Annotated in this window: 11 protein-coding genes and 2 pseudogenes; 7 read left to right on the top strand and 6 right to left on the bottom strand. The window is 44.6% G+C overall.

Translation table 11 applies throughout. The features are described 5' to 3' along the window. Window positions 1–61: 61 nt before the first annotated feature. Window positions 62–394, bottom strand: a pseudogene (locus G6047_RS17025) (hypothetical protein); the annotation flags it as partial. A gap of 63 nt (window positions 395–457) precedes the next feature. Beyond that, window positions 458–868 (bottom strand): annotated as a pseudogene (locus G6047_RS17020) (hypothetical protein); the annotation flags it as partial. A gap of 209 nt (window positions 869–1,077) precedes the next feature. Between G6047_RS17020 and G6047_RS16315 the strand changes: the two are divergent. The 3 genes from G6047_RS16315 (at window position 1,078) to G6047_RS16305 (ending at window position 3,978) form a co-directional block, all read left to right on the top strand. After that, on the top strand, window positions 1,078–1,713 hold the full coding sequence (locus G6047_RS16315) for a tetratricopeptide repeat protein (protein ID WP_169528689.1): 636 nt from the start codon (window positions 1,078–1,080) through the stop codon (window positions 1,711–1,713). Between the two features lies 1 nt (window position 1,714). Beyond that, complete coding sequence (locus tag G6047_RS16310; protein ID WP_169528688.1) at window positions 1,715–3,073, top strand: UDP-N-acetylmuramate--L-alanine ligase; 1,359 nt, start codon at window positions 1,715–1,717, stop codon at window positions 3,071–3,073. Window positions 3,074–3,267: 194 nt separating this feature from the next. Next, window positions 3,268–3,978, top strand: coding sequence for a phosphodiester glycosidase family protein (locus tag G6047_RS16305; RefSeq protein ID WP_169528687.1), 711 nt, complete (start codon window positions 3,268–3,270; stop codon window positions 3,976–3,978). 327 nt (window positions 3,979–4,305) lie between these two features. On the opposite strand, the gene G6047_RS16300 is transcribed toward G6047_RS16305, so the two are convergent. Beyond that, window positions 4,306–4,887 (bottom strand): DUF1287 domain-containing protein, encoded by a 582-nt coding sequence (locus tag G6047_RS16300; RefSeq protein WP_169528686.1) that lies wholly within the window; start codon window positions 4,885–4,887, stop codon window positions 4,306–4,308. A 75-nt stretch (window positions 4,888–4,962) separates the two neighbouring features. On the opposite strand from G6047_RS16300, the gene radC reads away from it, so the two are divergent. From radC to G6047_RS16285, 3 genes are read left to right on the top strand one after another with little or no spacing between them, the layout of a single operon-like run. Further along, the gene (gene radC, locus G6047_RS16295) at window positions 4,963–5,658 is read left to right on the top strand and encodes a RadC family protein (protein ID WP_169528685.1); all 696 of its coding nucleotides are present in this window, start codon (window positions 4,963–4,965) and stop codon (window positions 5,656–5,658) included. Between the two features lie 27 nt (window positions 5,659–5,685). Then, window positions 5,686–6,378 (top strand): YjjG family noncanonical pyrimidine nucleotidase, encoded by a 693-nt coding sequence (locus tag G6047_RS16290; protein ID WP_169528684.1) that lies wholly within the window; start codon window positions 5,686–5,688, stop codon window positions 6,376–6,378. After that, window positions 6,378–7,130 (top strand): hypothetical protein, encoded by a 753-nt coding sequence (locus tag G6047_RS16285; protein ID WP_169528683.1) that lies wholly within the window; start codon window positions 6,378–6,380, stop codon window positions 7,128–7,130. Before G6047_RS16290 ends, G6047_RS16285 begins: the two co-directional genes overlap by 1 nt. Here the strand turns inward: G6047_RS16285 and G6047_RS16280 are convergent. Continuing rightward, window positions 7,127–8,404, bottom strand: coding sequence for a replication-associated recombination protein A (locus G6047_RS16280; RefSeq protein WP_169528682.1), 1,278 nt, complete (start codon window positions 8,402–8,404; stop codon window positions 7,127–7,129). The genes G6047_RS16285 and G6047_RS16280 overlap by 4 nt on opposite strands. 163 nt (window positions 8,405–8,567) lie before the next feature. On the opposite strand from G6047_RS16280, the gene G6047_RS16275 reads away from it, so the two are divergent. Beyond that, a complete protein-coding gene (locus G6047_RS16275) occupies window positions 8,568–9,335 on the top strand; it encodes a rhomboid family intramembrane serine protease (RefSeq protein ID WP_169528681.1) in 768 nt (255 codons plus the stop codon). Window positions 9,336–9,499: 164 nt separating this feature from the next. Here the strand turns inward: G6047_RS16275 and rlmB are convergent, their stop codons facing one another. Both rlmB and G6047_RS16265 read right to left on the bottom strand, forming a co-directional pair. Beyond that, complete coding sequence (gene rlmB / locus G6047_RS16270) at window positions 9,500–10,234, bottom strand: 23S rRNA (guanosine(2251)-2'-O)-methyltransferase RlmB (protein ID WP_169528680.1); 735 nt, start codon at window positions 10,232–10,234, stop codon at window positions 9,500–9,502. Window positions 10,235–10,304: 70 nt separating this feature from the next. Then, a complete protein-coding gene (locus tag G6047_RS16265; protein ID WP_169528679.1) occupies window positions 10,305–11,771 on the bottom strand; it encodes a SusD/RagB family nutrient-binding outer membrane lipoprotein in 1,467 nt (488 codons plus the stop codon). Window position 11,772 lies beyond the last annotated feature (1 nt).

Below are 11,772 nucleotides of genomic sequence, written 5' to 3'. Positions count from 1 at the left end.
GGCCGGTATTTTCGGTGACACAAATTCCAAAAGTCCCGGAAGTTGTATTGTTATAACACCAAACCCTCAAATATACGGTGGTTCCGGCAGTCAGGCCGTATTGCGTTATGCTTGACATGAGACCGTTGGCACTGTCGTCGTCGTCGCATTCTATTAAAGAAAGTGAGCCGCACGTTCCGGAATATAACGCAAGCCCGGAATCTGTTATGCCACCCTGAAGCATGTCTACGGTGAACGCACCACTCGGCGGAACAACCAGCGAAAACCAAACGTCATTTCCGTTGTAACTTCCACAACCCGGAGCAGGAGCACCGGTACTTGAAGTTGCATTCACAGTGGTATAGGTAGCATAGGAACAGGAAGCCGAAGCCGTAAGTGAAATAGCACCGGAACAATCGTCGTTCGCAGGAGCCGGAGGTGCCACACGAACGCAAATGGTTCCATTCATGGCATTGTTGTTTGCGTTGTTGGTACGCATGATGCGTAAATAATAAGTAGTGTTCGGAGTTACGGCAGCTGTCAGCGTCGCATTGGCAGCCCCGGGAACAATACAGGCTGTACTCGCGCCTCCGCAGGTTGTGTAGATGGCCAGGCCCATTTGCCGGTCACTGGTTCCGATGATCTGGATGTTTGTGGTAGTCGCATCTGTCGTAAACCGAAACCAGCCGTCGCGATAGGATGTTGCACAAGCTGCAGGCCCGTCATTATTGAAAGCCGCAGCTACCGAATACGAAGTCGTGACGCAGGTTGCATTTACAGAAATTACGGGAGCGGCACTGCAAAGATCAGCTTGTGACCATGCAGGATTAACCCCAAAAAGAAGTAAAACAAGTAACCCCAGGAATCTGGAAAAGTAATTTTCAGGCATGCAAAAATGATTGGTGGTTCTCAAAAATAGTGAAATAATCTTACTAATGTTAACTAAATGATAAGAATTTGATAGGTCAAATGCTTAAAGTTTAGAATTATCCACAAGTAAGATCTAGCTTTGAATGATAAGACAGCAGAACGTCGTTTTTCCCTAACGACAAGGCGTGTATTTTTTCTATTTTTGGAACAAATCCAAACCATCCGACTTTGAGCCGATTCCTGATTCCGATACTTGTTTTTTGCCTGATGGGAAATGTATCGGCATCGGTCCCATCCGCAATCATTTTTGAAAATAGTTCAAAGGAAAAAGGGGAGTTGATGGGTGACGAAGCCTGTAGAATCAAAGACTGGGAATCGGCACGTATACATTATAAAAAGGCGTTGGCATCTGATGCTTCAAATTCCTATTTGCATTTTAAATACGGAGCCGTTTTGGCCATGATCGCTTCTAAAGACAAATGGCGCGGTCTTTCCTTTTTGGGAGAGATGCGCGAATCGTTTGAAACCGCCATCAAATTAGATCCGTCACAAATCGAAGCACGATGGGCACTCGTTGAATATTACCTGCAGGTTCCCGGAATTCTGGGTGGAAGTGAAGCCAAAGCGACCAAATATGCCTCTCAACTCTCAGCTATTTCAGAAGTTGACGGAATGCTTGCCAAAGCACGGATCGCTGTTTATTTCGGACGAGACAAACAAGCCGAAGCAGTATACCTGAAAGCCATCGCGAAATTCAAATCGGGCGTTGCCAGGCAAAAATTAATCGAACTTTATACTAAGAATAAGGAAATTGCAAAAGCAGATGCTTTGAAAAACAATATTTCCAAAATCACAAAAAACTGATATGACCATCCATTTCATCGCTATCGGCGGAAGCGCCATGCATAATCTTGCCCTCGCACTCCATCACAAAGGATACAAAATCACAGGTAGCGACGATGCTATTTTCGAGCCTTCCAAAACACGGCTGGAGAAAAAAGGATTATTGCCGGCAGAAATGGGCTGGTTTCCGGAAAAGATAAACGAAAATCTCGATGCAGTAATTCTCGGGATGCATGCCAAACAGGACAATCCGGAATTGTTGAAAGCCCAGGAATTGGGACTCAAAATCTATTCGTATCCGGAATTTCTTTACGAGCAATCGAAGCATAAAACCCGCGTCGTAATTGGTGGCTCACACGGAAAGACGACGATTACTTCGATGATCCTTCACGTCATGCACTACAACAACCGTGACGTCGATTATATGGTAGGTGCGCAATTGGAAGGTTTTGATACTATGGTGCATCTGACCGAGGAAAATGATTTTATTGTTTTGGAAGGAGACGAATATTTGTCTTCACCTACAGATCTGCGTCCGAAGTTCCATTTGTATCAGCCAAATATCGCCCTCATTTCGGGCATAGCATGGGATCATATCAATGTGTTCCCGACGTTTGAAAATTATGTGGAGCAATTTGAAATCTTCGTTGCCAAAATCACCAACGGTGGTATGCTGGTTTATAATTCAGAAGATCCGGAAGTCAAAAAAGTAGCGGAATCTGCCACAAACCCCATCCGTAAAATTCCATACGAAACCCCGAATTACAAAGTCGAAAACGGCGTGACTTTGCTCGAAACGCCCGAAGGCCCAATGCCGATAGAAGTTTTTGGTAAACACAACCTGAACAACCTCGCCGGAGCCAAATGGATCTGCCAGGCCATGGGCGTGGATGAAGCTGATTTTTACGAAGCCATCGCGAGTTTCAAAGGTGCTTCAAAACGTCTGGAGAAAATTGCCGAAAACAGCAGAAATGTTGCCTACAAAGATTTCGCGCACTCGCCGAGCAAGGTTTCCGCCACCACCAAAGCCCTCAAGGAACAATATCCGGACAGGAAACTCATTGCCTGTCTTGAATTGCACACGTACAGCAGCCTCAATCCCGAATTCCTCAAGGAATACGAAGGTGCGCTTGATGCCGCCGATGTCGCCGTGGTTTTCTATTCGCCCGAAGCCGTCAAGATCAAACGTCTCGAAGAAATATCGGCACAGCAAATAGGCGAGGCCTTTAAGCGAGAAGACCTGATTATTTACACAAATCCGGAATCATTCCGGGAATTTTTGCAGCATTTGAAATTCGGGACAGAAGGGATTGCTTTGCTGCTTATGAGTTCAGGGAATTACGGAGGGTTGAATTTTGATGAGGTTAAGGGGTTGATTTAGTTCGGGAAAGTTCGGGAGATCGGGAGATCGGGAGATCGGAAGCTTGTGAAAGTCGGAAAAGCTCGGGAGATCGAAAGACGCAACTTCACTACAAAATTCCGGCCTTCAAATAAGAAGCATTGCTTTGTGTCTTGAAAGAATTCCCTTTGCGACTTAGTGTCTTTGAGCCTTCGTGTCAAAAAAGCAAATTGAAAATGAATAGATATAAACTGACGGCAATTTTAAGTTTGATAGCTTTACTGGCTGTCTCGTTTGCCGTTTTCAAATCACCTGACGACCGATTCATATCGTACATAACCGAAGCCAAAAACATCCAGTTCTTCTACAAAAGCCAAAACGGTCAAAATTTCGGCAGCATTCAAAACCTGAAAACTTCAATTGAAAGCCAAAAGAAAAAACTGCTTTTTGCAACCAACGGCGGTATGTACAAAAAAGATCGTTCGCCTCAGGGCTTGTTTATTCAGGATGGAAAAATCGTCACCCGAATAGATACGGCAACTGCATCGGGAAATTTCTATCTGAAACCAAACGGCGTATTTTTCATTTCGGGAAACAACGAAGCCCAAATCCAGACAACGGCTAATTTTCATTTTTCAAATAAAATAAAATTCGCAACCCAATCCGGGCCCATGCTTGTCATAAACGGTGAAATCCATCCCGAATTCAAGAAAGGCTCAACCAACCTGAACATTCGCAATGGCGTCGGGATTTTGCCAAATGTGGAAGTAATTTTTGCCATCTCCAAAAAAGAAGTCAATTTTTATGATTTTGCCGAATATTTCAAAGACCTCGGCTGTAAAAATGCTTTGTATCTGGATGGATTCGTTTCCAGAATGTACGTGCCGGAAAAGAATTGGGTACAAACCGACGGCGATTTTGGGGTAATCATTGGGGTTGTGGAATGAGTTGGGAGTCGGGAAAGACTGGAAAGTCGGGAAAGTCCGGAAAGTCCGGAAAGTCTGCAAAGAGAAGTGCAATGACAGTTTTCTTTCACTGTTCATAAAGTTGAAAGCAGCGAAAAATATGTTTGTCTTTTAGTCAACTCAAAACTTTCCCGACTTTCCGGACTTTTCAGACTTTTTTGAAGCAATTTCCCGCTGCCCGTTTTAACGTCCCAACTTTAACTCCGGTTTTTCCATGGCCGCGCAGGAGCTTCTGTTAGTCGCTCTGCGCGTGCCGGCAAAAACACCTCGTTAAAGCCGGTGCGTTTCCACTCGCATCGGGGCTAGGCTTCAGTATCCGATTGGAACATAACGATAATGTCCGGTAATTTCATAAGCAAACAAACAATCTTCCAGCACCTGTCCGCCGCCTACGTTGTGCATCAGCAGCGGCCGTTTACCGTCAGCAGATTTTAAATGCGTCACGATTCCAATATGCGGCAGCTTGTCGTTTATCATCCATGTCACCAAATCACCGGGTTTGTAGCCTGAAGCTGTTTTTGAAACGCCAAGGCTTTGTCCTTTTCTCGTAAAGAATACCTGAAGGTTCGGGACGCGCCTGTGATCGATGTTCGTATCGGTCGTTTTCAGGCCCCAGGTTTTGGGATATTTGGAGAAATTCGCAGCCATGTCTTCATGAACCTTTTGCTGTAAATCTATTCCGAGTTTCCTGTAAGCGCGGATCACAACATCGGTACAAACACCTTTTTTGTTAGAAACGTCACCGTTCGGATACGGAATTTTGGTGTACTTGCCGTCATAAACAATCGTATCGTCTGCAATCGAAACGGCAGCTTTGGAAAGTCTGTCTGCAAAATCAGGAGTCACGAAGAACAAACGGAACGCGACTATCGAACAAACGAATAATTTCATATTTTAGCGGTTGGGTCGAAATCATAACGCATTGAAATCCAATTATATTTTACGCCATTTAAAACCGTATACGCCATGTCCGAAACTACTCCGTTTCCAATCCGCCATTGGTCTGAAGACGACCGTCCGCGCGAAAAATTCCAACTTAAAGGCAAGTCCGCACTCAGCGACGCCGAACTCATTGCGATCATCATCGGTTCCGGTTCGTCAAAGGAATCGGCCGTCGATCTGAGTAAACGCATTTTATCATCGGTACATAACAACCTCAATGAATTGTCGGCGCTTTCGCTCGAACAACTTGTGGCTTTCAAAGGAATCGGGCCGGTAAAAGCCATCGCCATTTCCGCAGCCATGGAATTGTGCCGCCGACGCCGTGAATCGGAATCGCGCCAATTGTCCAAAATTTCATCGAGCCGCGATGTCTTTGAGTTGATGCAACCCGTCATAGGTGAATTGCCGCACGAGGAATTCTGGTTGTTGTACCTGAACAATTCCAACAAGATTTTGCATCGGCACCAGCTTTCAAAAGGCGGGATCACCGGAACGGTCGTCGATGTGCGCTTGGCGTTTAAAACGGCTTTACAATTCGGGGCAACCGGGATTATTTTATGTCACAATCATCCGTCGGGTTCGCTCAAACCAAGCGATGCCGATAAACAAATCACGCGCAAAATGAGGCTTGCGGGTGATAACCTCGATATTAAAGTGCTCGATCATGTCATCGTGACCGAAACGGCGTATTACAGTTTTTCAGACGAAGGCCTGCTCTGATATAATTCCTGTGTATCTTTGTCATCAGTGAAACCAAATCATAACATAACCGACGTCTTTTTCGATCTCGATCATACACTGTGGGATTTTGAAAGGAATTCGGCGATTGCTTTTGAACAAGTTTTGGCAGAAAGATTTCCAGAGATTCCGGTTGAAGATTTTTTGGAGATTTACATTCCCATCAACCGCGAATATTGGCTCAGATACCAAAGAAATGAAGTCAGCCAGCAGGAATTGAGGCTTGGGAGAATGCGGTCGAGTTTTGCCAAATTGGGTGTTCTGCTGAATGATTCTGAATTGGAAGAAATCTCGAACAGATACATTGAGTTGCTTCCGTCGAACAATCATTTGAAGCCGAATGCGCTGGAACTTCTCGAGTATCTGAAGCCGAAATATAAACTCCATATCATCACGAATGGCTTTGCATCCGTCCAGCAAAAAAAACTTGAAAATTCAGGTATCGCGCCGTACTTTGCAACCGTTACCGACTCGGAGCGTGCGGGTTTCAAGAAACCGGATAAACGCATCTATGAATTTGCTTTGAACGATGCCAAAACGGTTTCCGCCCAAAGTGTCATGATAGGCGATTGCCCTGAAGCTGATGTTGCCGGGGCGCTCAATTGCGGGATGTCGGCTATTTGGTTCGATCCGGAAGAAAAAGTTACGCCTGATGGTTTATGCCATATCAGGGATTTGTCTGAAATAAAAAATTATCTGTAATGAAAAATATGATTACCGTGTTTGGGCTTTTGTTGTTTGCAGTTGTATCGGCCCAGGTCAAACCATCGTTGAACCAATATAAATATGCTGTGGTTCCTGCCAAATTTTCGTTTTTGAAAGAGCGCGATCAATATATGTTGAATACGTATACCAAAATGCATCTGCACAAATATGGATTTGAAGCTTATCTCGACGACGAAGACATGCCGATGGAAGCCATGGGAAGTAAATGCGGCAAGGTATACGTGAATTTGCTGGAAGACAATAATATGTTCACCACTAAAATCATAGTCCAGTTCAAGGATTGCCTTGGTAATATTTTATATACTTCAGAAGAAGGGACATCACGTATAAAGGAATATCCAAAAGCGTATCGTGAAGCACTTTCCAATGCATTCAAATCTTTTGAAACGGCTGGTTATGCATACGATGGAACCAAAATACCAGTGACTGATGCACAACTGACAAATGCTCCAAAAGCAGCTACAGCTGTCGTTTCTTCTCAAAGTGTTGCGGTTCCTGTAGTTGTCGACAAAAATACCCTGTTCGCACAGCCGACCGAAAATGGGTATCAGCTGGTAGATACAACGCCATCGGTGGTTTTCAAATTACAGAAGACATCTTCACGCGAAGTTTTCATGGCCCAGAAAGGTGATGTTTCAGGGACTTTGATCAACAAAGATGGAGTTTGGACGTTTGAATTTTACAAAGACGGACAGCTTTCCACGGAGCAGGTCAAGATCAAGTTTTAATAGCCGTATCTGTCTTTCCAACGATTTTTGAGGAATTCGCGGGTTGAATTCTCTCGTGAATTATTTCCCGGATCGTAGATTTTTGTGCCGGAAATTTCGTCTGGAAGGAAATTCTGGTCCACAAAATTATTCTCATAACTGTGGGCGTATTTGTAGTCGTCTCCGTAACCCAGTTCTTTCATGAGTTTTGTAGGCGCATTGCGCAGATGCAACGGAACCGGCAAGTCTCCGTGCTGGCGAACCAATTGCTGGGCTTTGCCGATAGCTTCATAACTCGCATTACTTTTAGGTGATGTGGCAAGATAAACGGCACATTGGCTCAAAATGATGCGGCTTTCCGGATAACCGATTGTAGTAACTGCCTGAAACGTATTGTTCGCAATGACCAATGCCGTCGGGTTTGCGTTGCCAATGTCTTCACTGGCCAGGATGAGCATCCTTCGTGCAATGAATTTTACATCTTCACCGCCTTCGATCATTCGGGCCAGCCAGTAAACCGCTCCGTTTGGGTCACTGCCACGCATCGATTTGATGAATGCCGAGATGATATCGTAATGCTGCTCACCCGTTTTGTCGTACAATACGGTATTTTGTTGGGCAATCCTGAGTACCGATTCGTTTGTGATTGTGATACTGTCGCCACCCGTAGCATTTACGACGAGTTCAAAAACATTGAGCAATTTTCTGCCGTCGCCACCCGATAATCGCAACAAGGCCTCGGTTTCCTTGAGCTTTATTTTTTTTGTTTTTAGGAAGGTGTCGGTTTTGATGGCGCGTTGGAGCAAGGCTTCAAGATCTTCACGTGAAAACGGGTTCAATATATAAACCTGACATCGCGACAGTAAAGCCGGGATGACTTCGAAACTCGGATTTTCGGTCGTGGCACCAATTAGCGTGACCCAACCTTTTTCAACGGCCGCCAGCAAAGAATCCTGTTGTGATTTGCTGAACCTATGAATCTCGTCAATGAACAGGATAGGATTTTTTGCGGTGAACAAGCCACCTGACTGTTTGGCTTTGTCGATGACGTCGCGTACGTCTTTTACTCCTGCGTTAATGGCACTGAGTACATAAAAAGGCCGTCCCGATTGCTGGGCGATGATTTGTGCGAGCGTTGTTTTTCCGGTTCCGGGCGGCCCCCAAAAAATAAGCGAAGGGACAATGCCACGCGAAATTTGCAGCGTAAGCGAACCATTCGGGCCTACAAGGTGTTCCTGGCTGATGTAATCTTCGAGGCGTTGCGGGCGGACGCGTTCGGCTAATGGAGCTTCCAAAAAAAAATATTTATTGATTATTTTTATTATTTACTGAGGCGTGGAATAAACAATAAAAATAAATAATAAACTATCGACTTTTATGGCGCCTGACAAAATTGCACTACTTTTTATTTGGTCATTTTTTTGACAGGCCCCTATGCCAAACCAAACTGTTTACGCCATGAACGAAAATTATTTTAAGTATACGCCTTCAGTAATCTTATTTCCATTACTGTTCACCGGTTTTTTGTGGCTGGTGTTTTTTGTGGAAGATTGGTTCAACTTCGATTTACATTTTCTGGCCATTTTACCACGAAGCGTACAAGGCTTGCCGGGAATTTTCACAAGTGCTTTTTTACACGGAAGTCTGAGCCATATTGCCAATAATTCTGTTCCGCTGTTTGTGTTGATGGCGGCGCTGATTTATTTCTACCGAGAAGTCTCGCTCAAGGTTGTTTTTTTGGGGATTTTGTTTTCGGGTGCTTTTACGTGGATTTTTGGCCGGCAGGACTATCATTTGGGTGCCAGCGGACTCATTTATGTGTTGTTCAGCTTTATTTTCTTCAAAGGGATTTTTACTAAATATTACCGGCTGGTAGCACTTTCACTTGCTGTGATTTTGAGTTACGGCGGAATGATCTGGTATGTTTTTCCGGGAGTCGAAGAACAGATTTCATGGGAAGGACACTTAGGCGGATTCCTTGCCGGACTGGTTTTCGCTTTCGTTTTCAAGACCCCTGAGTATAAAGAGATGCTCAAATATGATTGGCAAAAACCTGATTTCAACCCGAAAGAAGATGCCTTTATGAAACGATTCGACGAGAACGGGAATTTCGTGAATCCGCCGCCGCCTGAGCCCGAAATTTTGGATGATGAGCCTGTCAGTACAGATCCTTTCAGGGTTATTTATACGTTTGTTCCGAAGGCAAAGGAAGATTCGGAAACCTGATTGCCTAGCCCCGATGCGAGCGGTTATCCTTTTTGCCGCGTTCTTGAGCGCAAAAAGATAGTAGCGGGCCAGCGGGAAAAAGCTCCAAAATAATCAGATAAACTAATCGGTTATAGCCTCAAGACAGGTTTGCCATAAAAATAAAAATAACAATAAATAATAAATTAGCCTCTTTGGCGGACGGCCTCATAAAGGAAAGCCCCGCAAGCCACCGAAACATTGAGCGACCCGATACTCCCAAACATGGGCAATTTTGCCTTTTCATCTACAATTTTAAGCACGGACGGATTGATTCCGCGGTCTTCAGAACCCATGATGATGGCGACGGGTTCTTTGAAGTTGATGTCGTAAATGCTCGATTCCGTCTTTTCGGTTGCGGCCACGGTCTTTATGCCTGAACCCTGAAGGTAAAAAATGGCATCTTTTATATGTTCGACTTTGCAGATGGGAACATTGAAAACGGCTCCCGCAGATGTTTTTACCGTGTCACCATTCACAGGAGCGGAACCGGCTTTTTGGACAATAATGCCGTTGACACCAGTACATTCGGCGGTTCTGATGATAGCTCCAAAGTTACGCGCATCGCTGAGTTGGTCGAGGATAAGGAACAATGGCATTTTTCCGGATTCGGTAACTTGTGTTATTAATGATTCCATGTCGTGGAACTTAACCGGGGAAATGGTAGCTACGGCACCCTGGTGATTGAGTTTCGTGAACCGGTTCAGTTTTTCAACAGGCACGTAAGAGAAATTGATGTTCTCTTTTTTGATGGCTTTGTGTAAGTCCCGCATCAGGTCGCCCTGAGCGTCTTTCTGTATAAAAACCTTGTCGATTTCCTGTTTGTTGCGGATGGCTTCGAGTATGGCACGTATGCCGAATATATGCTGTTCGTTTTCCATGAGGCAAAGGTAGGATAAAAAAAACCATCGGTTGATGCCGATGGTTTTTCAATAAAAACTAACTCAAACATTAGTCTGTAACTACATCCCAGAAAACATGGATACGCATACGGTCAATACCTCCAATAGCTTCTACTGCTGCCTGGTAGTTGTCCGTATTGACGGTTTGTTCGTTGATTGGGTAATACAAACGTTTTGGAATTTCTCCATCGGCTGCGGTTGAGGCGTTGGATGGGGCTTCGAGTTGCGGATAATCGAGGCGGCGATATGAATTCCATGCTTCACTTGGGCGATTAAAAAACGCATACCACATTTGCATTCCTATTTTTTGCTTGAAATCTCCGTCAGCAGTCGCATAGGCAACATCCGTACGCGCAAGATATGTATCTGCCCCGCTAACTCCCCAAAATTCAAAACTTTGCGTAATCGCTTGGTTGTAATAGAACTCATCTGAATTTCCTACACTGAAGCCACGGGCGGCCGCTTCGGCAAGATAGAAACTTATTTCTGTAGCTTCGATGAGTTGAGCCGGTAAGTCCGGTTCTTTCAAAACATCGCCAATTTGTGCAAATTCGCTCGTGGGAGTATTTAAAGCACCCAGAACTCCTCCCACAAAATCACCATCTCCATTAGGTGCAAAATACACATTCAGCCTTGGGTCTTCTTTTTCTTCAAGTGCTGTAAGAAATACTCCATCAGCTACAAAATCTATGCGTCCGCTCGCAACAAGTTCATTGTAAAGTGCACTGTAATTTGGAGCCGAAGCCGGATACCTGAAAGCTGCATTCTCGGAATTTGCCTGAATTACACCACCTGTAACGGCAGATTCAATAGTGCTTTGAGCCAATGCCGGGTTTACGTCGGAAAGATTCAACCCGAGTTTCAACTTAAGCGAATTTGCGAATTTTATCCATGAAGCAATGTCACCTTCATAGATATATTCGCCCGTGGCAAATGAAGGCTGGGAATCGTCGAATGCGGCGATATCGGCATTCAGTCTTTCGATAAGTTGAGGATAAATATCGGAATCGTTATCATATGCAGGAAGTTTATCCTGTGGGTTAAGAGCCTCTGTATACGGAATGTCACCATATGTATCTACCAGCACCTGGAATGCATATACCTGTAAAATATCGATGATAGCAAGCTTATTGGTACGTTGGATTTCCCATGCGGCGGGATCAATTTCATCCGGAGCTTCCTGGGTTTCGATATATTCTTTGGACGACTGGAGATTTCCAAGTACATCGCGGAATAGTTCGTTCCAGAAATTATCGGTTACCAAGCGGCTTGCAAAACTGAAGCGTGACTCCGTATTATACGTAGTCTGTGCCCAATAATGGTCAAAATAGCGCATTGGGTTCAGGTTTACACTTGGGGTTGACACAATGTCGGCCAGTTGCTTCTCTGCGTTTGTAAGCAATGTTTCAGGTGGCACTTCATAAAATGCATCCTGATTGTCGTTATCGCCCTCGTTAAATTCGCATGAAGCAAACAGCAAACTTGCTGCGAAGGCACTATATAATATCTTTTTCATG

It is taken from the genome of Flavobacterium silvaticum (genome assembly GCF_012911565.1).
GTDB lineage: Bacteria > Bacteroidota > Bacteroidia > Flavobacteriales > Flavobacteriaceae > Flavobacterium > Flavobacterium silvaticum.
The sequence above is the reverse complement of the archived record's forward strand: the minus strand, read 5'-3'. Positions and strand labels throughout refer to the sequence as shown.